Source organism: Actinomycetospora sp. C-140, from assembly GCF_054796175.1.
On sequence record NZ_JBTWNF010000002.1, the window covers coordinates 1 to 20,645 of the forward strand.

General features: G+C 74.5%; 23 protein-coding genes and 1 pseudogene. 13 read left to right on the forward strand and 11 right to left on the reverse strand.

Translation table 11 applies throughout. From position 1 onward, the window contains the following. Positions 1-30: 30 nt before the first annotated feature. The 6 genes and pseudogenes from pstB to ACR9E3_RS03050 all read right to left on the reverse strand — a co-directional run. On the reverse strand, positions 31-807 hold the full coding sequence (gene pstB / locus ACR9E3_RS03025) for a phosphate ABC transporter ATP-binding protein PstB (RefSeq protein ID WP_460378397.1): 777 nt from the start codon (positions 805-807) through the stop codon (positions 31-33). A gap of 9 nt (positions 808-816) precedes the next feature. Beyond that, positions 817-1,731: a phosphate ABC transporter permease PstA gene (gene pstA, locus ACR9E3_RS03030; RefSeq protein ID WP_460378399.1), complete on the reverse strand. Its 915-nt coding sequence runs from the start codon at positions 1,729-1,731 to the stop codon at positions 817-819. Further along, the gene (pstC, locus tag ACR9E3_RS03035) at positions 1,731-2,699 is read right to left on the reverse strand and encodes a phosphate ABC transporter permease subunit PstC (protein WP_460378401.1); all 969 of its coding nucleotides are present in this window, start codon (positions 2,697-2,699) and stop codon (positions 1,731-1,733) included. The genes pstA and pstC overlap by 1 nt, the downstream gene beginning before the upstream one ends. A gap of 136 nt (positions 2,700-2,835) precedes the next feature. Then, positions 2,836-3,945, reverse strand: a complete 1,110-nt coding sequence (gene pstS / locus ACR9E3_RS03040) for a phosphate ABC transporter substrate-binding protein PstS (RefSeq protein ID WP_460378403.1) — start codon at positions 3,943-3,945, stop codon at positions 2,836-2,838. 187 nt (positions 3,946-4,132) lie between these two features. Beyond that, complete coding sequence (gene mshD / locus ACR9E3_RS03045; RefSeq protein ID WP_460379058.1) at positions 4,133-5,059, reverse strand: mycothiol synthase; 927 nt, start codon at positions 5,057-5,059, stop codon at positions 4,133-4,135. 257 nt (positions 5,060-5,316) lie between these two features. Continuing rightward, positions 5,317-5,992: pseudogene (locus ACR9E3_RS03050) on the reverse strand (winged helix-turn-helix transcriptional regulator); the annotation flags it as partial. A 226-nt stretch (positions 5,993-6,218) separates the two neighbouring features. On the opposite strand from ACR9E3_RS03050, the gene ACR9E3_RS03055 reads away from it, so the two are divergent. The 7 genes from ACR9E3_RS03055 (at position 6,219) to ACR9E3_RS03085 (ending at position 10,593) form a co-directional block, all read left to right on the forward strand. Then, a complete protein-coding gene (locus tag ACR9E3_RS03055) occupies positions 6,219-6,728 on the forward strand; it encodes a TlpA family protein disulfide reductase (protein ID WP_460378405.1) in 510 nt (169 codons plus the stop codon). 66 nt (positions 6,729-6,794) lie between these two features. Beyond that, positions 6,795-6,863 carry a putative leader peptide gene (locus tag ACR9E3_RS03060; RefSeq protein WP_460379059.1) on the forward strand — a complete coding sequence of 23 codons (69 nt, stop codon included), beginning with the start codon at positions 6,795-6,797 and terminating at the stop codon, positions 6,861-6,863. Between the two features lie 132 nt (positions 6,864-6,995). After that, complete coding sequence (locus ACR9E3_RS03065) at positions 6,996-7,838, forward strand: sulfurtransferase (protein WP_460378407.1); 843 nt, start codon at positions 6,996-6,998, stop codon at positions 7,836-7,838. Then, positions 7,838-8,137, forward strand: coding sequence for a DUF1416 domain-containing protein (locus tag ACR9E3_RS03070; RefSeq protein ID WP_460378408.1), 300 nt, complete (start codon positions 7,838-7,840; stop codon positions 8,135-8,137). The genes ACR9E3_RS03065 and ACR9E3_RS03070 overlap by 1 nt, the downstream gene beginning before the upstream one ends. A gap of 245 nt (positions 8,138-8,382) precedes the next feature. Continuing rightward, a complete protein-coding gene (locus ACR9E3_RS03075; RefSeq protein WP_285651643.1) occupies positions 8,383-9,042 on the forward strand; it encodes a heme-binding beta-barrel domain-containing protein in 660 nt (219 codons plus the stop codon). Positions 9,043-9,052: 10 nt separating this feature from the next. Beyond that, on the forward strand, positions 9,053-9,694 hold the full coding sequence (locus tag ACR9E3_RS03080) for a 5-oxoprolinase subunit B family protein (RefSeq protein ID WP_460378410.1): 642 nt from the start codon (positions 9,053-9,055) through the stop codon (positions 9,692-9,694). Further along, positions 9,691-10,593: a 5-oxoprolinase subunit C family protein gene (locus ACR9E3_RS03085; protein WP_460378411.1), complete on the forward strand. Its 903-nt coding sequence runs from the start codon at positions 9,691-9,693 to the stop codon at positions 10,591-10,593. Before ACR9E3_RS03080 ends, ACR9E3_RS03085 begins: the two co-directional genes overlap by 4 nt. On the opposite strand, the gene ACR9E3_RS03090 is transcribed toward ACR9E3_RS03085, so the two are convergent. Together ACR9E3_RS03090 and ACR9E3_RS03095 are read right to left on the reverse strand one after the other, a co-directional pair. Next, positions 10,482-11,642, reverse strand: coding sequence for a hypothetical protein (locus ACR9E3_RS03090; RefSeq protein WP_460378413.1), 1,161 nt, complete (start codon positions 11,640-11,642; stop codon positions 10,482-10,484). The genes ACR9E3_RS03085 and ACR9E3_RS03090 overlap by 112 nt on opposite strands. Positions 11,643-11,708: 66 nt before the next feature. Then, positions 11,709-12,707, reverse strand: a complete 999-nt coding sequence (locus ACR9E3_RS03095; protein WP_460378415.1) for a DivIVA domain-containing protein — start codon at positions 12,705-12,707, stop codon at positions 11,709-11,711. Between the two features lie 149 nt (positions 12,708-12,856). Between ACR9E3_RS03095 and ACR9E3_RS03100 the strand changes: the two genes are divergently transcribed. From ACR9E3_RS03100 to ACR9E3_RS03115, 4 genes are all read left to right on the forward strand, one after another. Then, a complete protein-coding gene (locus ACR9E3_RS03100; RefSeq protein ID WP_460378416.1) occupies positions 12,857-13,309 on the forward strand; it encodes a Fur family transcriptional regulator in 453 nt (150 codons plus the stop codon). Continuing rightward, on the forward strand, positions 13,306-14,457 hold the full coding sequence (gene ygfZ / locus ACR9E3_RS03105) for a CAF17-like 4Fe-4S cluster assembly/insertion protein YgfZ (protein WP_460378418.1): 1,152 nt from the start codon (positions 13,306-13,308) through the stop codon (positions 14,455-14,457). The genes ACR9E3_RS03100 and ygfZ overlap by 4 nt, the downstream gene beginning before the upstream one ends. 44 nt (positions 14,458-14,501) lie before the next feature. Further along, positions 14,502-15,464 carry a threonine ammonia-lyase gene (locus tag ACR9E3_RS03110; RefSeq protein WP_460378420.1) on the forward strand — a complete coding sequence of 321 codons (963 nt, stop codon included), beginning with the start codon at positions 14,502-14,504 and terminating at the stop codon, positions 15,462-15,464. Positions 15,465-15,569: 105 nt separating this feature from the next. Further along, the gene (locus ACR9E3_RS03115; protein WP_460378422.1) at positions 15,570-16,142 is read left to right on the forward strand and encodes an RsiG family protein; all 573 of its coding nucleotides are present in this window, start codon (positions 15,570-15,572) and stop codon (positions 16,140-16,142) included. An 82-nt stretch (positions 16,143-16,224) separates the two neighbouring features. On the opposite strand, the gene ACR9E3_RS03120 is transcribed toward ACR9E3_RS03115, so the two are convergent. Next, positions 16,225-17,130: a hypothetical protein gene (locus ACR9E3_RS03120; protein WP_460378424.1), complete on the reverse strand. Its 906-nt coding sequence runs from the start codon at positions 17,128-17,130 to the stop codon at positions 16,225-16,227. A 136-nt stretch (positions 17,131-17,266) separates the two neighbouring features. Here ACR9E3_RS03120 and ACR9E3_RS03125 point away from each other — a divergent pair, with 136 nt between their 5' ends. Both ACR9E3_RS03125 and ACR9E3_RS03130 read left to right on the forward strand, forming a co-directional pair. Continuing rightward, positions 17,267-17,455, forward strand: a complete 189-nt coding sequence (locus tag ACR9E3_RS03125) for a DUF3073 domain-containing protein (RefSeq protein WP_285651620.1) — start codon at positions 17,267-17,269, stop codon at positions 17,453-17,455. A 79-nt stretch (positions 17,456-17,534) separates the two neighbouring features. Continuing rightward, positions 17,535-17,756 (forward strand): hypervirulence associated TUDOR domain-containing protein, encoded by a 222-nt coding sequence (locus tag ACR9E3_RS03130; RefSeq protein WP_285651617.1) that lies wholly within the window; start codon positions 17,535-17,537, stop codon positions 17,754-17,756. Positions 17,757-17,759: 3 nt separating this feature from the next. On the opposite strand, the gene purM is transcribed toward ACR9E3_RS03130, so the two are convergent. Together purM and purF are read right to left on the reverse strand one after the other, a co-directional pair. Then, complete coding sequence (gene purM, locus ACR9E3_RS03135; protein WP_460378426.1) at positions 17,760-18,881, reverse strand: phosphoribosylformylglycinamidine cyclo-ligase; 1,122 nt, start codon at positions 18,879-18,881, stop codon at positions 17,760-17,762. A 35-nt stretch (positions 18,882-18,916) separates the two neighbouring features. After that, positions 18,917-20,560, reverse strand: coding sequence for an amidophosphoribosyltransferase (gene purF, locus ACR9E3_RS03140; protein WP_460378428.1), 1,644 nt, complete (start codon positions 20,558-20,560; stop codon positions 18,917-18,919). Positions 20,561-20,645 lie beyond the last annotated feature (85 nt).

Below are 20,645 nucleotides of genomic sequence, written 5' to 3' on the forward strand. Positions count from 1 at the left end.
GATACCCGTTCGCTGCGACACCGGGCGAGCTCAGCCGAAGCGGCCGGAGATGTAGTCCTCGGTGGCCTGCTCGGTGGGGTTCGAGAAGATCGTCGCAGTGTCGTCGATCTCGACGAGCTTGCCGGGCTTGCCGGTCGCCTCGAGGTTGAAGAACGCCGTCTGGTCGCTCACCCGCGCCGCCTGCTGCATGTTGTGGGTGACGATGACGATCGTGTAGTCCTTCTTGAGGTCGGCGATCAGGTCCTCGATCGCCAGCGTCGAGATCGGGTCGAGCGCCGAGCACGGCTCGTCCATGAGCAGCACGTCCGGTGCCACCGCGATCGCGCGGGCGATGCACAGGCGCTGCTGCTGACCGCCGGAGAGGCCGCCGCCCGGCTTGTCGAGCCGGCCGGAGACCTCCTTCCACAGGTTGGCGCCGCGCAGCGAGGCCTCGCAGACCTCGTCGAGCTTCTTCTTGTCGCGGACGCCCTGGAGCTTGAGCCCGGCCACGACGTTGTCGCGGATGGACATCGTGGGGAACGGGTTCGGGCGCTGGAAGACCATGCCGATGGTGCGGCGGACGGCGACGGCGTCGGAGCCGCGTTGGTAGATGTCCTCCCCGTCGAGGAGCACCTCCCCGTCGACGCGGGCACCGGGGATCTCCTCGTGCATGCGGTTGAGCGTGCGCAGCACCGTCGACTTGCCGCAGCCCGAGGGCCCGATGAACGAGGTGACGCTGCGCGGCGCCACCGACAGGTTGACGTCCTGGACGGCGTGGAAGTCGCCGTAGTAGATGTCGACGGCCTTGAGGTCGAGACGCTTGGCCACGGGATTCCTCTACTTCGAGATGGCGGAGAAGCGGGACACGACGCTCGCCCCGAGCTGCAGGATCATGATGATCAGGATCAGCGTCAGCGCCGCGCCCCAGATGCGGAACTGACCGGCCGGCTCCGGGTTCGACAGCTCCGAGAACATCAGCAGCGGCAGCGAGGCCATGTTCCCGGAGAACGGGTCGAAGTTGATCGACTGCGAGTAGCCGACCAGCACGAGCACCGGGGCGGTCTCGCCCATGACGCGGGCGAGCGCCAGCATGATCCCGGTGACGGTGCCCGACAGGGCCGTGGGCAGCACGATCCGCAGGATCGTCTTCCACTTCGGGATGCCCAGGGCGTAGGACGCCTCGCGGAGCTCGTCGGGCACCAGGCGCAGCATCTCCTCGGTGTTGCGGATGACCACCGGGAGCATGAGCAGCACCAGGGCCAGCGACACCATGAAGGCGCTCTGCTGTGCGCCCAGGATCGAGATGAAGGCCGCGAAGATGAACAGCGCGGCGACGATCGAGGGCACGCCCGCGAGGATGTCGACCATGAAGCTGGTGGTCCTCGCGAGCCGGCCGCGGCCGTACTCGACGAGGTAGACCGCGGCGAGGATGCCGATCGGCACCGCGATGACGCCGGCGATCAGCGCCTGGATCAGCGTGCCGTAGATGGCGTGGTAGACGCCGCCGGCGAACGACTCGGGCAGCACGCCGGACAGCGACTTGCCCCACCAGTCGGCCGACACGATCGCGCCGATGCCGCGACCGACGACGGTGACGATCACCCACACCAGGGGCACGACGGCGATGAGGAACGCGAGGCTCACCAGCACCGTCGCGAGCTTGTCCTTGATCTTCCGCCCGGTGCTCAGCGGCTGGAACGCCGGAGCGGTGGCGGGGCGGTCGGGGCGCTCGAGGCCCGTGTCGGTGGCCATCAGCCGTTCACCTTCCCGCCGGCGACGACGCGCGCGATCGCGTTGACCACGAACGTCAGGACGAACAGGACCAGACCGGCGGCGATGTACGCGCCGGTCGGCAGCGGCTGGCTGAACTCCGAGGCCGCCGACGCGATGAGCGACGCGAACGTGTAGCCGCCGTCGAAGAGGCTGAGGTGCGACGGGGAGGTGGCCGCACGGATGACGATGAGGACCGCGATCGTCTCGCCGAGCGCGCGCCCGAGGCCGAGCATGGACCCCGCGATGTAGCCGCTGCGCCCGTAGGGCAGGACGGCCATGCGGATGACCTCCCAGCGGGTGGCCCCCAGCGCCTGGGCGGCCTCCATCTGGAAGCGCGGGGTCTGGGAGAACACCTCGCGGGTGACCGCGGTGGTGATCGGCAGGATCATCACCGCGAGCACGACGCCGCCGGTGAAGATCGTCCCGGTGAGCACCGGCAGGTTGCCCGGCGCGAAGAGGAACAACCAGCCCAGGTTGCCCTGCAGCCACGTCGCGATCGGCAGCAGGGCCGGCGCGAGCACCGCGATGCCCCAGAGGCCGTAGATGATCGACGGCACGGCGGCCAGGAGGTCGATCACGTAGGCGAAGGGCCGGGCGACCCGCTTGGGCGCGTACTGGGTCAGGAACAGGGCGATGCCCAGCGAGACGGGCATCGCGATGGCGAGGGCGAACAGCGAGGACAGCAGGGTGACCGCGAGCAGGTCGCGGATGCCGAAGCTGAGGTTCGCGGCGTCGCGGGTGTTGAACTCCGGCGACGTGAAGAAGTTCGCGTTGTTGGCCATCAGCGACGGCACCGCCTGCACGAGCAGGAAGAGGCCGATCGCGGCGACGGCCACGACGACGAGGAGGCCGGACCCGGAGGTCAGCCCCCGGAAGACGCGTTCACCGCGTCCCCGGGGCGAGGACCCCTGGGACCTCCCGTCGGGAGCAGGGTCGGAGTCGGTCACGGTGTCAAGAGTGGCCGACCCGGCCGCCGGGTCCTCGTCCTGAGGACCCGGCGACGGGGCCTGCGCCGTGGTGCGTTCGGTCACAGCCCGGTTTCCGTCCGCCTCGTCGTCGCTGGTCAATCGGTGTGGCCGGTCCCTACTGGATCGCGTTGACCGCGGTCGTCACACGCTGCTTGAACTGGTCGGGCAGCGGGACGTAGCCCGCGTCCGGCAGCGCCTGCTGCGCGTTCGGCGACAGCGCCGTCTGCAGGAAGGCCCGGACCGCCGCGGCGGTCTGGTCGTCCTGGTAGTTCGAGCAGACGATCTCGTAGGTCGCGAGCGCGATCGGGTACGCGCCCGGGGCCCGGGTGCCGTAGAGGCTGTTCAGGTCGAGGGTCAGGTCGTTACCCTGGCCCGTGATCTGGACGTTGTTCACGGCCGTCGCGACCGACTCGGTGGTGAGCGGCACGGGCTGGCCGCCGCCGGCGTTGATGACCTGGGCGATACCCAGGCCTCCACGCTGGGCGAACGACGCCTCCACGTAGCTGATCGAGTTCGGGGTGTTCTTGGTGGCGTCGGCGACGCCCTGGCTGCCGCGGGCACCGGCGCCCACGCCGCCGTTGAAGGTCTGCGCGGCCGGCTTGCCGTAGGCGTTGTTCGAGGCCGTGACCAGGTACTTCTGGAAGTTCTCGGTGGTGCCCGACTCGTCGGAGCGGAAGTTCACGACGATCGGCGCGGCCGGCAGCGCCTTGCCTTGGTTGAGGGCGGCGATCGCCGGGTCGTTCCACGTCGTGATCTGGCCGTTGAAGATCTTCGCAGCCGTCGTGCCGTCGAGCACGAGGTCGGTCACGCCGGGGAGGTTGTAGGCGATCGCGACCGGGCCGAACACCAGCGGCAGGTTCCACGCCGGCGAGGCGCAGCGCTGCTGGGCGCGGTTGGTCTCGTCGCCCGTCTTGAGCGCGGAGTCCGAGCCGGCGAAGTCGGTCTGGCCGCCGAGGAACTCGTTGCGGCCGGCGCCGGAACCACTCGGGGTGTAGTTCAGCGTCTGGCCCTGGCAGGTCTGCTGGTAGGTCGAGACGAAGCGCGTCATCGCGTTGTTCTGGGCCGACGAACCACTGGCCCGCAGGTCGGGCTTGCCGCCGCACGTCACGCCCGGCGCGGCGGAGACTCCCCCGCCGGCTGCGTTGTCGTCGCTGCCGCAGGCGGCGAGCAGGAGCGCCGTGGCAGCGATCAGGCCGACCGCCGCCGCGCGCCGCTGATACCTCACAGAACGTCCTCCGTGTCCGTCGTGCCCACCTCCACGTGGGCGTGGCGCGGCGCGAGATCGCGCCACGACCCGGAGGTTAGGGAGGCCGGGTGGACGCATGGAGCTAGCGGAGTGAACGGGAGATGAACGGGCACACCGGACGCCACCCGGAAGAGTGATCAGGTGCGGCACCAATCACAGCCAGCGATCAGCGCTGGTAGGAGACGTCCACCGCGTCCCGCTCGAAGCCGAGCCGACGGTAGGTGGCGATCGCCGCGGCGTTGTCGCCCTCCACGTAGAGGATGGTCGTGCGCAGGCCGCGACCGGCCAGGTGGTGGAGCCCCGCGAGGGTCAGGGCGCGGCCCAGACCGCGGCCCTGGGCGCCCGGGTCGACGCCGACGACGTAGACCTCGCCGAGCCGTTCCGGGAGGACGTCGTGGACCTTGGTGAAGTGGAAGCCGAGCAGCTGCCCGGTCGCGGTGTCCCACGCGAGCAGCACGCCGTCGGCGTCGAACCAGGGCTCGGCCTCGATCTCGGCGACGTCGGCGCGGGTCCAGCCGCTCTGCTCGGGGTGCCACGAGAACGCGCGGTTGTTCACGGCGACGACGGCGTCCTCGTCCCGGCCGACCCGCAGCGGACGGATCGCGACGCCGTCGGGGACCACGAGCTCCGGCAGCGGCGGCGCCTCGTGCCCGGGCGCGGGACGGCGCATGCGCCACAGCTCGCGGGCCCGCCTGCGTCCCGCGCGCTCGGCCAGGCGCGCGGCACCGGGGTGGTCGCCGTGGGCCCAGAAGCGGACCGCGGGCGCGGCCTCGACGACCGCGTCGACGAGGGTCGCGCCGACGCGGTGCCGTCGCCGGGCGGGCAGGACCGCGAGCTCGGCCACCGGGTCGTCGGGGTTCTCCTCGTCGAGCAGGGCGTGGCCCACGAGCTCGTCTCCCTCGTGCACCAACAGGTGCCGGGACGTGGGACGCGCGTGGCCCGTCCCGATGCCGAGGGCCGCGATGTCGCGCCGGGCCGGCTCGGCGTAGGCGTCGACGGCGTCCGCGGCCGCGACGGCGGCAGCGAGCGCCCGCACGTCGTCCCCGTCCGGCGATCCGTCCTGCGGGGTGGCCGTCGACACCCACCGCGTCATGAGCACGGGCCGGACCGTAGCGGGGACGACCGGCCGACGTGCGTCACCGACGTCGCGTCACACGCCCCGGGCCCACGCGGCGGGCCGGACCACCCGGGCGTCGTCCCACGATCCGGTGGGCACCGAGGATCGCGGCATCGGCGTCGCGGGCAGGCCTCGTCCTGATGGTCCGGACGGCCCGGCAGGCCCGGGGGCGTCCTTGTCGTCGACCTCGGCGTGCTCGGCGGTCTCGTCGGCGGTCTCCGACCGGCTCGTGCCCAGCACCCCGCGCATCGGGCGCACGAACTTGTAGCCGACGTTGCGCACGGTGCCGATGAGCTGCTCGTGCTCGGGGCCGAGCTTGGCGCGCAGGCGCCGCACGTGGACGTCGACGGTGCGCGTGCCGCCGAAGAAGTCGTAGCCCCAGACCTCCTGCAGCAGCTGGGCGCGGGTGAAGACCCGACCGGCGTGCTGGGCGAGGTACTTGAGGAGCTCGAACTCCTTGTAGGTGAGGTCGAGCGGGCGCCCGCGCAGCCGCGCGGTGTAGGTGGCCTCGTCGATGACCAGCTCACCGAGGACCAGGGCGCCGTCGGCCCCGGCACCGTCGGAGGCGCGCCGGGCCCGCAGCAGGCGCAGGCGGGCGTCGATCTCGGCGGGCCCGGCGCCGGGCAGCAGCACCTCGTCGACGCCCCACTCGAGGGACACGGCGACGAGGCCGCCCTCGGTGAGGATGGCGATGACGGGCACGTCCAGGCCGGTGGAGCCGAGCAGGCGGCACAGGCTGCGGGCGGCGGCGAGGTCGTGGCGGGCGTCGACCAGCACGGCGTCGTGCGGGCCTGCGTCGAGCAGGGCCGCGACCTCGGGGGCCGCGGTCCGGAGTCCATGGGGTAGCAGGGCCAGCGACGGCAACACTGACGTCGGCTCGGGGTCGGCGGTGAGCAGTAGGAGCTCCACGCTTGTCTCCCTCCGCGATCGTGCGTCGAACGATAGACCAGTTCACCGCGCTGTCACCCGCCCGCGCGTTCCATGTCACGTCGCCCGGTCCCGGGCGGGCCCGAGCGGCCCGCGGGCCGTCGACCGGGCAGGACCGTGAGCGGGCTACGGTGGGTGAGCAACGCCCGGGGCGTCACCTCGACGGGTGCTCGCGGGGCGTCGTCACGGCGACGGGGGGAGGGGTGCGGTGCCGGGCTGGGTGCTCGTGGTGGCCGTCGTCGCGCTGGTGGTCGTGCTCGTCGCCGGCCTCGTCCTCGCGCTGCTGCGGCTCCGACGTCGCCGGGCCGCGCGCCCGCTGCCGCCGCCCGCCCCGGTCGACGACCCCGGACCGGAGGGCACCCGCCGCGACCTGCGTGCAGTCTCGCCGCACCCCGGCGTCCCGGTCCGCGGCGTCCTGCCCCACGACCTCGCCGCACCCCCCTGGGGCCTCGCGCTGCTGCAGCTGTCCTCGCAGTTCAGCGCCGACTGCCGCGCCTCGCGTGCCGTGCTCACCGACGTCGCCTCGGAGCACCCCGGGGTGACCGTCCGCGAGGTGGACGTGGCGATGCGGCCCGAGCTGGTGCGGCTCCTGCGCATCGATCGCACCCCGACGACGCTGGTCGTCGATCCCCGCGGCGTCGAGCTCGCCCGCACCGTCGGGGTGCCGCGGCGGGCCGATCTGCTGACCACGCTCGCCCCGCTGCGGCGCACGGGCTGAGACACCGACGACGGACGAGTGAGATCACCCTCGGTCGAGGGCCGAATCTTCGGTAGCGTGGCGGCCGTGAACGGAGGGCTCACCCAGCGCCGCGCGGTCGATCTGTGCCGCGTCGACTCCAGCCTCTGTCGCTGACCCCTCCCCGGACGACGTCCGCCCGGAGACCGTTCACCTGAGTCATCGCAGTGTGTCCGCTGGTCCCGGCCGTGTGCGTCGCCCGTCCGCACCGTCCGAAACACCCGAGCAATCCCGAGGAGCAGGACACACATGAGCCGCCAGGACGCCCTGGTCAGTGCCGACTGGGCCGAGCAGAACCTCGACGCCCCGAACACCGTCTTCGTCGAGGTCGACGAGGACACCACCGCGTACGACGGGGGGCACATCCCCGGCGCGGTGAAGCTCGACTGGAAGACCGAGCTGCAGGACCCGGTGCGCCGCGACTTCGTCGACAAGGCCGGCTTCGAGAAGCTGCTCTCCTCGAAGGGCATCGCGAACGACGACACCGTCGTGCTCTACGGCGGGAACAACAACTGGTTCGCGGCCTACGCGTACTGGTACTTCAAGCTCTACGGCCACCAGGCCGTGAAGCTCCTCGACGGCGGCCGCAAGAAGTGGGAGCTCGACGGGCGCAAGCTCGACACCGAGGTCCCGCAGCGCCCGGCGACGCAGTTCACCGCGCAGGAGCAGGACAGCTCCATCCGCGCGTTCCGCGACGAGGTCGTCAACGCCATCGGCACCAAGAACCTCGTCGACGTCCGCTCGCCCGACGAGTTCTCCGGCAAGCTCCTCGCCCCGGCGCACCTCCCGCAGGAGCAGGCGCAGCGCGGCGGCCACATCCCCTCGGCGCTGAACGTGCCGTGGTCGAAGGCCGCCAACGAGGACGGCACCTTCAAGTCGGACGACGAGCTCCGGAAGCTCTACGAGGAGCAGGGCCTGGACTCCTCGCGCCCGACCATCGCCTACTGCCGCATCGGCGAGCGCAGCTCGCACACCTGGTTCGCCCTGCACGAGCTGCTCGGCGAGACCGACGTGAAGAACTACGACGGCAGCTGGACCGAGTACGGCTCGCTCGTCGGTGTGCCGGTCGAGACGGGGGACGGTAAGTCCTGATGTGCAGCGCACCTGACCAGAACGCCGACCTGCCCGCCGGCACCGACCTGAGCAAGGAGTCGGTCGTCGTCGGCAAGGTGACCTCCGGCGGCTCGCCCGTCAGCGGCGCCTACGTCCGCCTCCTCGACGGCACCGGCGAGTTCACCGCCGAGGTCGTCTCGTCCGCCTCCGGCGACTACCGGTTCTTCGCGGCCCCCGGGACCTGGACCGTCCGCGCGCTCTCGCGCTCGGGCAACGGCCAGTCCGAGGTCGCCGTCGGCGGCCCGGGCCTCTTCACCACCGAGGTCGCCGTCGCCTGACGTCGTGTCAGCGAAGTGCCGTCGCAGACACTCAGCGTCCGTATCGGTACTTCGATCACCGAGCCGCCCGCTCGCCACGCCCGCACCGGGCGCGGCGGGCGGGCGGTGTCGTTTCGTTAGGGTGGGCCGGTGGCGTGGTTCTACACCGTCCTGCTCGCCGCGTGCAGCGCCGGGATCCTGACCGTCGGCGTCGCGCTGACGCGGCGACTCTTCCGCGACGAGGCCCTCACCGGCGAGGAGGAGCGATGAGCACGCCCCCGACCCCCGACGACGCCGACCTGCCCGAGGGCAGCAGCGGCAACGAGGCGATCCGGGCCGCGGCGGAGCGCGCCGAGCACACGCGCGACGCGAACCTCCCGGCCTGGCCCGATCTCCCGATCGAGAACGACACCGCCAACCTGCGCCTCGGCCCCGAGCTGAACGACGCGCTGCTCGGCCTGCTGCCGCTGGTCGGGGTGTGGCGCGGCGAGGGCGAGGTCGTCTACCCGACGATCGACGGCCCGTTCCACTTCGGTCAGCAGATCACCGTGGCCCACGACGGTCGCCCGTTCCTGTCCTGGGAGGCGCGCAGCTGGATCCTCGACGGGCCCGGGGGCGCGGTCGTGCGCCCCGCCGCCCGCGAGGTCGGCTGGTGGCGCGCGCAGGAGGACGGCACGATCGAGCTCCTGCTCGCCCACCACACCGGGATCATCGAGCTGTACTACGGCGCGAGCCGCACGCAGACGTCCTGGGAGCTGCAGACCGACGCGATCGCCCGCACCTCCACGGCCAAGGAGGTCAACGGCGCGACGCGCCTCTACGGCATCGTCGAGGACGGCGACCTCGCCTACGTCGAGGAGCGCGCCATGGAGGGCCAGCCGCTGCAGCCGCACACCTCCGCCCGCCTGCACCGCGTCGTCGGCTGACGCGTCCACCGTGGAGGTCCGCCCGGCCGGCCCGGAGGCCCTCCTGGTCGACCTCGACGGGCTCGACCAGGTGGCCGCGGTCGGGACCGCGCTGCGCCACGCCCTCGACCGCGGCGAGCTGCCCGGGGTCGTCGACGTCGTGCCCGCCGCCCGCACGGTGCTGGTGACCGCGCCGGGCGACCGCGAAGCGCTGCGCGCCGTCCGGACGCTGCTCGACGACGTCGACACCACCGCCGTGCCGGACCGGGACGACGCGGGCACCGTCGAGCTGCCGGTGGTCTACGACGGCGAGGACCTCGGGCTCGTGGCCCGGGACGCGGGCTGGTCGGCCGCCGAGGTCGTCACGGCGCACACCGGGGCGACGCTGACGGTCGCCTTCGGGGGCTTCGCGCCGGGCTTCGCCTATCTCACGGGGCTGCCCGAGCCCCTCCAGCAGCCCCGCCTCGACACCCCCCGGCCCCGCATCCCGGCCGGCTCCGTCGGCGTCGCCGGGGAGTTCGGCGGCGTGTACCCGCGCACCTCGCCCGGCGGGTGGCGGCTGATCGGGCGGCTCACCGACGACGCGCCCGTCCTCTTCGACCCCGACCGCGACCCGCCGGCGCTGCTCGTGCCGGGCACGACCGTCCGGTTCCGGGACGCGGGGTCCGCGTGACCCGCGAGCTCGTGGTCACCGAGGTCGGCCCGCAGGCCCTCGTCGTCGACCGCGGACGGCCCGGCTGGGCCCACATCGGCGTGCCCCCGGCCGGCGCGCTCGACCACCCCGCCCACGCGCTGGCCCAACGCCTCGTCGGCAACCCGCCGGACGCCGCCGGGCTGGAGGTGCTCCTCGGTGGACTCGCCCTCCGCGCGACGGCGGCGACCACGGTCGCGCTCACCGGCCCGCCCGGCGGTCTGCGGCGACGACGCGACGGCGCCCCGGACCGCACGCTCGCGTCCCACCAGCCCGTGCACCTGCTCGCCGGGGACGTCGTGGCGGTCCCGCCGCCGCCGACGGGGCTGCGCGGCTACCTGGCCGTCGGCGGGGGCATCACGGTCGACCCGGTGCTCGGCAGCCGCAGCGCGGACACGCTCTCGGGGCTCGGACCGTCGGCGCTGGAGGTCGGCACCCGGCTCCCGCTCGGCCCGCCGCCGTCCGTGCCGCCCGTCGGTACCGGCGCGATCGGTGTGTCGGTCGCCCCGGACGCGGCCGTGCTGCGCCTGCACCTGGGGCCGCGGACGGACTGGGTCGACGGGGCCGCCGCGCGCCTGCGCGCCGGGACCTGGACGGTGGCCCCGACCGGTGACCGTGTGGGCGTGCGACTCGAGGGCCCGCCGCTCGAGCGCGCGGCGGACCGCCGCGGCGTGGAGCTGCGCAGCGAAGGTCTGGTCGGCGGTGCCGTCCAGGTCCCGCCCGACGGGCAGCCCGTGGTCTTCCTCGCCGATCACCCGACGACGGGCGGCTATCCCGTCGTCGGCGTCGTCGACCCCGCCGAGCTGGCGGTGTTCGCCCAGCTGCGACCCGGATCGTCGGTGCGGTTCTCGCCGGTGGCGGCACCGCCGCCGGATGCCTGATCCCCGGGGAGGAGGCCGAGGCCGCGCGCGACGACGGTCGCGAGCCGGTCCTCGTCGACGCCCACGAGACCGGCCACCTGGGCCGGGCTCAGCCCGGCGCGCAGCAGCGCGGTGACGTCCTTCTCCCCCGGCCCGCCGCCGGAGCCGTTCGCGCCGCCCTCGGCGGCCGCCAGCGCCGCGACCGCGGCGCCCGGGTCCCGCAGGAGCACGGCGAGCAGCCGGTCCTTGGCCGCCTCGGTCGCACCGCCGACCGGAGCCGCCGGCGAGGAGGCGCGCGGGGTCGGGGACGGCCGGTCCGCCGCCCCGGCGTCCGTCCCGCCGTCGGGGATCTCCGTCTCGGCCGCGGCGTGGCGGGGACGGTGCGCGGCCGAGCCGGGGGCCTCGTCGGTGCCGCGACGGTCGGGGGTGTCCGGCGCGGCGGCGGCGGTCGCGAGGCTCACGGCGTACGGCCGGAAGAGCGGCGCGACCGCGCGGTCCGCGGCCGGGGTGGACGGAGCGTCGTCGGCCGTCGGACTGCTCTCGCTCGGGGCCGCCGGGGTGATCCCGCTCGAGGTCGCGGGGGCGTCCGCCGCCGCGGTGCCGGTCTCGTCGGCGTCGTGGGCCGTGGCCGCCGTGACGTCCGTGACCATCGTGGCCGCCTCGACCGCCGTGCCGTCCGACGGCTCCTCGGCGCCGTCGGCGGGCGACGCGCCGGTCGCCGCCGCCTCGGGGTCATCCCCCGCGAGTCCCGCCCGCACGGCGTCGACGTCGAGCGGATCGGTCGACGGGTCGGCGTAGTCCGCACGCGACGCCTCGTCCGGGGTGCCACCCAGGTTGGACACGGGCTTGCGCGTCACGTGCCGGGGCGCGGCCTCGCCCGGCGGGCCGGTCCACGCGGCCTCCGGGTCGACCCGTCCCGCCTCGAGCGCCGGCGGCGGCCAGGCCGCGGCGGCCGCGGCCCGCCGGGCGCGGCGGCGGCGCACGCCGGACACGATGATCAGCACCAGGGCGATGACCAGGAGGACGGCAGCCACCACGATCCACGTGATCGGGGACTCGAGCACGCGCATGCCCGCAGACGGTACGCCGTCCGGGCGCGTCACGGCGGGTCGAACGGTCACTGACCGTCGGACGGGTCACCCGTCTGCCGCACGCTCCGGCGTCGAGGGGGCCGGACGGGTCGCCGCCGTCGAGGGGTGGGCGCCCTCGGTCACCTCGACCTCGACCGCGTCCGCGGACCCGGTGTCGGCGTCGGCGTCGGTCCCGGCGTCGGTCCCGGCGCCCGCCGCGGTCTCCGTCGCGTCCTCGGGGGCCGGGGTGGCATGGACGGTCAGGGTGTCCTCGACCCCCGCCGCGTCGATCTGGTCGCGGGGCGCCGCGAGGGTCGGGTCCTGCCCGTGGGCGCGGCCGTCGCCGGCCGGTACGGCCATGGGCGCCGGCGCCCCGGGCGGGACGGGCCGCCCCGCGCCGTAGGGCGGACGCGGCCCGGGTCCGGGCGGTGCGGGTGGACGTCCCGGGCCCCGCCATGGGCCGGGCTGGGGCCCCGGTGCGCCCGGCGCCGCGGGCCGGGGCGGTGCGGGCGGTGCGGGCGGACCCGCGGACGGGCGCACCGGCCCGGAGACGATGTCGTCGAGACGGCCGCGCAGACGGACGAGCTCGTCGACGACGGCGTCGCGCTGGGCCCGCAGCTCGGCGAGCGCCGCGCGGGACTCGGCGTGCTCGGCCAGCAGGGACTCCGCGGCCTTGCTGCGCACGAGCTGCGCCTCCTGCTCGGCGGCCTGCAGGATGCCGCGCAGGCGGTCGTTGAAGGCGCCCACCATGTCCGGGTTGCCCGCGGCCTCCTCCTCCTCGGCGGGCGGCGTGCGGCGCGCCTCGGGGATCGTGTCGGACAGCCGCCCCTCGAGGGCGGCCGCGTCCGGGCCGGAGGCGGAGCGCCGGCGTTCACGGACGGCGAGCTGGGCGCGGAGCTGGGCGTTCATCCGGCGCAGGCCGGCCACGTGCTCGTCGACCTGGCGGCGGTCGTAGCCCCGCAGCACCACGTCGAAGTGCGGACCCGGGCTGTCCTCCTCGATGCCCGAGAGGTCCAGGTAGTGCTCCGCGTCGGGCGGTGTGCGTCCCTGCTCACCGGTCGTCATCATCACCTGCCTGGGGCCGGGAACGGCGGAGCGCCTGCTGTGGGCGCGGAACCCTCCCGATCGTAGGGACCACGGCAGCCCCGTGCACGGAGCGGCGGGGGCCGGACGCGCCGCGTGCACCCGTCGGAGGACCGCCGACGAGGCATACCATGAGCGGGGTGGACACCGAACTGCGGCAGACGCTGCACCGTCGCGGCCTGCGCATGACCCCGCAGCGCCAGTTGGTGCTCGACGCGGTCGCGGAGCTCGGTCACGCGACACCGGAGACGATCTGCACCCGGGTGCAGGAGATCGCGCCCGCGGTGAACATCACCACGGTCTACCGGACGCTGGACCTGCTCGAGCAGCTCGGGGTCGTCAAGCACACGCACCTCGGGCACGGCGCGCCGACGTACGCGACGTCCGAGCACGAGCACGTCCACCTCGTCTGTCACCACTGCGGCCGGGTCGACGAGATCGAGGCCTCGGCTCTCGACGACCTGGCCGGCGCCCTGCGGGAGTCGCACGGCTTCCGCCTGGACGCCACGCACGTCGCGCTGTCGGGCACCTGCCGCGACTGCGCGGACCGCGCCGACGCCGAGCTCGCGGAGGACGCCCCGTGACCTCTTCCCCCTCCTTCGACGAACCGGGGGCCGTCGCCCCCCAGCCCGCGGACGACGGCACGGAGCCCGAGCTCGACGCCGCCGTCCCCGCCCACTACGGCGACCCGTTCGGCGAGCAGCGCGCGCTGAACCGTCGCGCCGGCGTCGTCGACCGCTCCCAGCGCGGGATCGTGCGTGTCACCGGGCCCGAGCGGCTGAGCTGGCTGCACCTGCTGCTGTCCCAGCAGGTCGCCGACCTGCCCGACGGCGCAGGCACCGAGGGCCTCGTCCTCGACGCCCAGGGCCGCATCGAGCACCACGCCGTGCTGGCCCACGTCGACGACACGGTGTGGCTCGACGTCGAGCCCGGCCGGGCCGCCGGGCTGGCCGACTACCTCGACCGGATGCGCTTCTGGTCCCAGGTCGAGGTGGCCGACGCCACCGGGGAGTGGGCCCTGCTCTCGCTCGTCGGGCCCGCCGTGGACGAGGTGCTCACCGCCGCCGGCGTCGACGCCCCCCACGGCGACCACGCGGCGGCACCGCTGCCTTCCGGCGGAGTCGTGCGGCGCATGCCCTGGCCCGGTCCGGACGCGGAGGGCGCGGTCGACTTGATCGTGCCGCGCGACGGGCTCGCGTCCTGGTGGTCGCGGTTGCGCGGCGCCGGCGCGCGTCCCGCCGGCCACGACGCGTTCGAGGCCCTGCGGGTCGCGTCGCTGAAGCCGCGTCTCGGCCTCGACACCGACGAGCGCGCCATCCCGCACGAGATGGGCTGGATCGGCGCGGCCGTGCACCTGCAGAAGGGCTGCTACCGCGGCCAGGAGACGGTCTCGCGCGTCGCCAACCTGGGACGCCCCCCGCGCCAGCTCGTGCTGCTGCACCTGCAGTCCGGGGACGACCCGCTGCCGCTGCCGGGCACGCCCGTGCTCGCCGCCGAGGGCGGGCGCGCGGTCGGCCGGATCGGGAGCGCGGTGCGCCACCACGAGCTGGGGACGGTCGCGCTCGCCCTGCTCAAGCGCTTGGCGATCGCGTCCGCGGAGGGCGCCGAGCTGTGGGTGGCGCCGGAGGGCGAGGGCTTCGTGCCGGGCCCGGCCACCGTCGACCCCGACTCGATCCCGCCGGACACCGGCGAGCCGCCCGGGCGCGCGGCGATGCGGCGGCTGAAGGGGTGACCCTGCCGGGGAGACGGAGCGGAGCCGAGCTCGACCCGTCGACCTTGCTGAGCCCCGACGACGTCGCCGCGGCCGCGGCGGTGCTCGCCGGGGTCGCCGGACGCACCCCCGTCCAGGACCTCCCCGGAGACCTCGCCGGTCTCGCGGTCAAGCGCGAGGACCTGCAGCCGATCGGCGCGTTCAAGCTGCGCGGCGCCTTCCACGCCGCGAGCCGCCTGACGCCCGACCGCCGCGCGGCCGGGCTCGTCACCCACTCCTCGGGCAACCACGGGCGCGCCCTCGCGTGGGTCGCCCGGCGGCTCGGCGTCCCGTGCACGGTCGTGGCCCCCGACGACGCCGTGGCCGCCAAGGTCGCCGCGATGACCGACCTCGGCGCCCGGCTGGTGCGCGTCACCGCCGACCGGCGGGAATCCGCGGCCGACGCCGTCGTCGCCGAGACCGGCGCGACCTTGGTCCCGCCCTACGACCACCGTGACGTCATCGCGGGACAGGGCACCGTCGGCGCCGAGATCCTCGCTGACCGTCCGGACGTCGAGCAGGTCGTCGTCCCGATCGGCGGGGGCGGGCTGATCAGCGGGATCGCGGCGGCGCTGCGCGGCTCCGCGGTGCGGGTCGTCGGCGCCGAGCCCGCCCTGGCCGGGGACGCGGCGGCGAGCAAGCGGGCCGGACAGCGGGTCCGCTGGCCCCGCGAGGAGGTCGCGGCGACGGCCGCGGACGGCCTGCGCGCCACCGTGCTCGGGGAGCTCACCTGGCCGCACGTCCGGGACCTCGTCGACGAGGTGGTGACCGTCGACGAGGAGGCGATCGCCGAGGCCACCCGGCGCCTGCACCGCGCCGGCGTGCCCTGCGAGGCCAGCGGCGCGGTGGCCACGGCCGCCTGGCGGGCGATGCCGTCGCGGGACCGCGCGCGGCGCACGGTCGCGGTGGTCAGCGGCGGCAACGTCGACCCCGCGTGGCTCGCACGGGTGCTGGGACGCGGTGGGAGGCCCGTGCCGACATCCGGGTGACACGCCCACCGTCGAGCGACCGGCGCGCGCGCGGCACGCACCTCTCGACGCGTCGACCCGGGTGCGGGATGACATCCCCCACGTTGGTCACGCACCATGGCGTGCATGATCGAGTTCCGGCAGGGCGGTCGTCGGCGCCTCGACCGCGTGCTCGACCCCGCCTTCCTCGCCGACCTGACGACGTGTCCGATGGACGACGTCCGCGCCAAGCGGGACGACGCGGCCCAGGAGGAGACCGACCTGTCCTACCTGCGCCGGCTGCTGCACGCGCGCATGGACATCGTGCGGTTCGAGCAGCGCCGCCGCGTCGCCGCCGACCGGGGCGAGGACGCCCCCTCGCTGGTCGACGAGCTGCCGCGCATCCTCGCCGACAACGCCCTCGGCCCGTCCGCCGGCCGCGGACGGCACCACACCGTGCAGCCCTCCCGCGCCGAGTCGCACCGCCGCCACGTCGAGGCCCTCCTCGCCGACACCGGCCTCTCCGACGTCGCCGGCCTCTCCGAGACCGACCTCACCGCCGCGGCGACCGCCTACGCCGAGGAGGAGGGCGCCGTCTCCGAGCACCGCGGCCGCGTCCAGCAGGTGATGGACGCCTGCAACGACGAGATGGGCCGGCGCTACCGCGACGGCTCGGCCTCGGTCGACGACCTCCTGCGCAAGGAGCGCGAGGGTGCCTGACGGCATGTGAGCACCTCGGAGTGCTGGAGCACTCCGAGGTGCTCCTACCTGCGCTATTCAGCACAGCACGCCGATAGGGCACCTAGTTCGCCCGCTGGTGGGCCGCGACGCCGGCCCAGAAGTCGCGCAGGCGCCGGTAGCTCCCCATCGCCCGCTCGGCGTCGCCGGCACGCAGGGCCTCGAGCGCCTCGGCGACGTCCTCGGCGGAGGTGTCGGCCGCGAGCGTCTGGTCGTCCATCAGCTGCACGAGACCGCCGTAGTCGAGCTCGACGAGCGCGCCGGCGTCGAAGTGGCGCAGCCACCGTGCCGTGTCGCGCAGCACGTCCGAGGGCCCGTCCTCGCCGAGGGTCTCGGTGAGGAGGTCGGCGCCCTGGTCGGCGCGCGCGAGCGCGTCGGCCATCGACATGCGCCAGTAGCAGCGGCGGGCCGGCGCCTCGGGCGCGGTGACCGCGTCGTCGCTCGGCAGCACCAGGATGCGCTCGGCCGGGTCGACGAGGGCGAACCACGGCAGGGGGACGGTCCACGTCGCCGAGACGATGTGCGTGGCCGAGTCGCCGAGCTCGGCGACGACGGCCTCCGCGCGGGACCGCACCACCGACTCCTCCACCGGCAGCGCCGCGCTGCGCAGCACGGGCGTCTCGCCGCTGAGGAACCCGACCAGGGCCGCCGCGGCGCGCGGGCGGGTCTCCAGCGGGCACACGAGCGTCTTCGGCCCGACCGGCTCCTGCCCGGATGTCCCGCCCGGCCCCTCGGCCAGGAGCACGTCGGCCGGGCCGTCGTACGACGTGCCGTCGCTGCGCTCCCCGGGGAGCAGCCGCGGCGGGGCGCCCAGCTGTGCGCGGAGACACACATCACGATCGCGGCGTCCGGCGTCGACCACCGGCACCGCACCGCGGCTCAGACCGGCCCGTACCCGCGCTGCCAGCGGTCCCTGCAGCGCACCGAGGGGTTCGTAGACGCGCAGGTAGCAGACGAAGGGAGCGGGCACGGGCGCCGATCGTGCCATGTCACGTCGCGACCCCGATCGGACACACGGTATTGTCGTGGGCACGAGAGTTACCTCAGATTTCAGGGGGCCGCCGGAACAGTCCGGCCGCCCCCGCCCTGTGCGAGGGGGTCCAGCCATGGGACGCGGACGAGCCAAGGCCAAGCAGACGAAGGTGGCCCGAGAGCTCAAGTACAGCTCCCCGAACACGGACTTCGACGCGCTGCAGCAGGAGTTGGGCAGCGGCGACGACCGGTTCACGCGACGCTCCGACGACGACGAGCAGGTCGACGCGCGCTGGGGTGAGTACAGCTACGACGAGCGGTGACCTCCGCTCTCCTTCGCTGACACGGATCCCTCCCGGGAGCGGCGTGCTTCGCCGCCCTCCGGGCGGGTAACCGCGCCTCGTGACCAAGGCGTTCAGCAAGGGCGACGACGTGAAGTGGAACTGGGGTCCCGGCCAGGCCGAGGCCACGGTGAAGGAAGTCCACACCGATCGCGTCGAGCGCACCATCGACGGCAAGAAGAAGACCCGCAACGGCTCGGACGACAACCCGGCCTACGTGCTGGAGCAGTCCGACGGCCAGCGGGTGCTCAAGCTCCACTCGGAGCTCATGCCCGACGACTAGGGCTCAGAAGCGGGGGTGGTCGCCCCGCAGGACCGCGTGGCCGTGCTTCTTGCCGGCCTCGTCGTCGTCGGCGGTGGCCCGGACCTCGCCGAGCACCCAGGACGGCACGTGCTTGGCCGTCAGCACCGCCATGGCGCGGTCGACGTCGTCGGGCGGCAGCACGACCACCATCCCGACGCCCATGTTGAAGGTGCGCTCCATCTCCTCGCGGGTCACCCGGCCGCGGGAGGCGATGAGCTTGAACACCGGAGCCGGGGTCCACGTGGTGCGGTCGAGCTCGGCGGTGACGCCGGCCGGAAGCACCCGCGCGAGGTTGGCGCACAGGCCGCCGCCGGTGACGTGGGCGAAGGTGCGCACGTCGGTCTCGGCGGCCACGGCCAGGCAGTCGCGGGCGTAGATGCGGGTGGGCTCGAGCAGCTCCTCGCCCAGCGTGCGGCCGAACTCCTCGACGTGGCCGTCGAGCGACATCCGCCCGATCTCCAGGAGCACCTGGCGGGCCAGCGAGTAGCCGTTGGAGTGCAGGCCCGACGCGGCCATCGCGACCACGGTGTCGCCGGGTCGGACGCGGTCCGGTCCCAGCATCCCGTCCGCCTCGACGACGCCGACGCCCGTGGCCGACAGGTCGTAGTGGTGGGGCTCCATGACGCCCGGGTGCTCGGCCGTCTCGCCGCCGAGCAGGGCGCACCCGGCGAGCTTGCAGCCCTCGGCGATGCCGGAGACGATCTTCTCGACCTTCTCCGGCACGAGCTTGCCGATGGCCAGGTAGTCCTGGAGGAACAGGGGTTCCGCGCCGCAGACGACGAGGTCGTCGACCACCATCGCCACCAGGTCACGGCCCACGGTGTCGTGCTTGTCGGCGGCCTGCGCGACCGCGAGCTTGGTGCCGACGCCGTCGGTGGACGCCGCCAGCACCGGCTCCCGGTAACGCCCGGTGCGCAGCGCGAACAGCCCCGCGAACCCCCCGATGCCGCCCAGGACCTCCGCGCGCGACGTCGACGCCGCCAGCGGCTTGAGCCGGTCGACCGCACGGTCCCCCGCCTCGACGTCCACCCCGGCCGCGGCGTAGCTGGCGCCGGTGCCGTGCGGATCGGATCCGCGCGCCGGGTCCTCGGGGGCGTGGGTCATCGTTCGGGTACCTCGCAGGGCGGGTGGGAGGGGCGTCAGGGACGGCTCAGGGCGTCCTCGGCACCGTATCCCGGGCTGCCGAGCAGCTCGCCGGTCGTCCGCCCGGCGTGCACCACGGGCCCGCCGGAGTCGCCGTCGCCACAGCTGGCGCCGGTGACGTCCTCGAGCAGGTGCTTGCCGACCATCGCGTCCGTGGGCAGCGGGATCGGGTACTCGCCCGAGAAGCACGCCGTGCACAGCCGCGAGCGCGGCTGGTCGGTCGCCGCGACGAGACCGTCCTGGGAGATGTAGCCGAGGCTGTCCGCCCCGACCGACCGCCGCACGCCCTCGTCGTCGAGACCGTTGGCGATGAGCTCGGCCCGCGACGCGAAGTCGATGCCGTAGAAGCACGGCCAGCGCACCGGCGGGCTCGCGATGCGCACGTGCACCTCGACCGCGCCCGCCTCGCGCAGCATCCGGACCAGCGAGCGCTGGGTGTTGCCGCGGACGATCGAGTCGTCGACGACCACGAGGCGCTTGCCGCGGATGATCTCGCGCAGCGGGTTGAGCTTGAGCCGGATGCCCAGCTGGCGGATGGTCTGCGAGGGCTGGATGAAGGTGCGGCCCACGTAGGCGTTCTTGACCAGCCCCTGGCCGTAGGGGATGCCCGAGCCCTCGGCGTAGCCGATCGCGGCGGGCGTGCCCGACTCCGGCACGGGGATGACGAGGTCGGCCTCGGCGGGGTGCTCGCCGGCGAGCCGGCGCCCGATCTCGACCCGCGCGGAGTGCACGCCCCGGCCGGCGATCGAGGTGTCGGGGCGGGCGAGGTAGACGTACTCGAAGATGCAGCCCTTGGGCTCCGGCGCGGCGAAGCGGGAGCTGCGCAGGCCCTCGGCGTCGATGGCGATCAGCTCACCGGGCTCGACCTCGCGGACGAACGAGGCGCCGACGATGTCCAGCGCCGCGGTCTCGGAGGCCACGACCCAGCCCCGGTCGAGGCGGCCCAGCACCAGCGGGCGCACGCCGTGGCGGTCGCGGGCTGCGTAGAGCGTGGTCTCGTCGCAGAAGGCGAGGCTGAACGCGCCCTGCAGGTCGGGCAGCAGCCGCAGCGCCGCCTCCTCGACCCCGAGGTCGGCCGCGGAGTCGGCGAGCAGCCCGGTGACGACGTCGGAGTCGGTGGTCGCGCCGTCGAGCGCCGAGCGCCCGCGGGGCGCGCGGTGCGCGTGCCCGTTGCCGGCCGCGGCGCCGTCCCGGCGACGCACCAGCTCGGCGGTGTTGACCAGGTTGCCATTGTGCCCCAGCGCCAGCCCGGTGCCCGCCGCGGTGGTGCGGAAGGTCGGCTGGGCGTTCTCCCAGGTGGGCGAGCCCGTGGTGGAGTAGCGCGTGTGGCCGACCGCGAGGTGGCCGCGCAGGGACGACAGCGTCTGCTCGTCGAAGACCTGGCTGACCAGCCCGAGGTCCTTGAACACGACGATCTGGCGGCCGTCGCTGACGGCCATCCCGGCGGCCTCCTGGCCGCGGTGCTGGAGCGCGAAGAGCCCGAAGTAGGTGAGCTTCGCGACCTCCTCGCCGGGCGCCCAGACGCCGAAGACGCCGCACTCCTCCTTCGGGCCGTCGTCGAACGACGGGGCCTCGGGAGGCGGGCCGGGAGGCGGAGTGGTGGATGGCGTGGGCCGTGGATCGGATCCGGCTGGGTCCACCGGGACGGCTCCTTGTCGACGGAGATGCCACGAGTCGTGCCGTGGCCCAGCCTACGCGCACCGCCCGTGCCCGGGGACCGCGACG

Coding starts and splice junctions, on each gene's coding strand:
- ACR9E3_RS03095 (WP_460378415.1), bottom strand. CDS start 12,707: ATGACGACCGGTGAGCAGGGACGCACACCGCCCGACGCGGAGCACTAC.
- ACR9E3_RS03125 (WP_285651620.1), top strand. CDS start 17,267: ATGGGACGCGGACGAGCCAAGGCCAAGCAGACGAAGGTGGCCCGAGAG.
- ACR9E3_RS03115 (WP_460378422.1), top strand. CDS start 15,570: ATGATCGAGTTCCGGCAGGGCGGTCGTCGGCGCCTCGACCGCGTGCTC.
- ACR9E3_RS03070 (WP_460378408.1), top strand. CDS start 7,838: ATGTGCAGCGCACCTGACCAGAACGCCGACCTGCCCGCCGGCACCGAC.
- ACR9E3_RS03090 (WP_460378413.1), bottom strand. CDS start 11,642: ATGCGCGTGCTCGAGTCCCCGATCACGTGGATCGTGGTGGCTGCCGTC.
- ACR9E3_RS03100 (WP_460378416.1), top strand. CDS start 12,857: ATGAGCGGGGTGGACACCGAACTGCGGCAGACGCTGCACCGTCGCGGC.
- ACR9E3_RS03075 (WP_285651643.1), top strand. CDS start 8,383: ATGAGCACGCCCCCGACCCCCGACGACGCCGACCTGCCCGAGGGCAGC.
- pstA (WP_460378399.1), bottom strand. CDS start 1,731: ATGGCCACCGACACGGGCCTCGAGCGCCCCGACCGCCCCGCCACCGCT.
- purM (WP_460378426.1), bottom strand. CDS start 18,881: ATGACCCACGCCCCCGAGGACCCGGCGCGCGGATCCGATCCGCACGGC.
- mshD (WP_460379058.1), bottom strand. CDS start 5,059: ATGACGCGGTGGGTGTCGACGGCCACCCCGCAGGACGGATCGCCGGAC.
- ACR9E3_RS03065 (WP_460378407.1), top strand. CDS start 6,996: ATGAGCCGCCAGGACGCCCTGGTCAGTGCCGACTGGGCCGAGCAGAAC.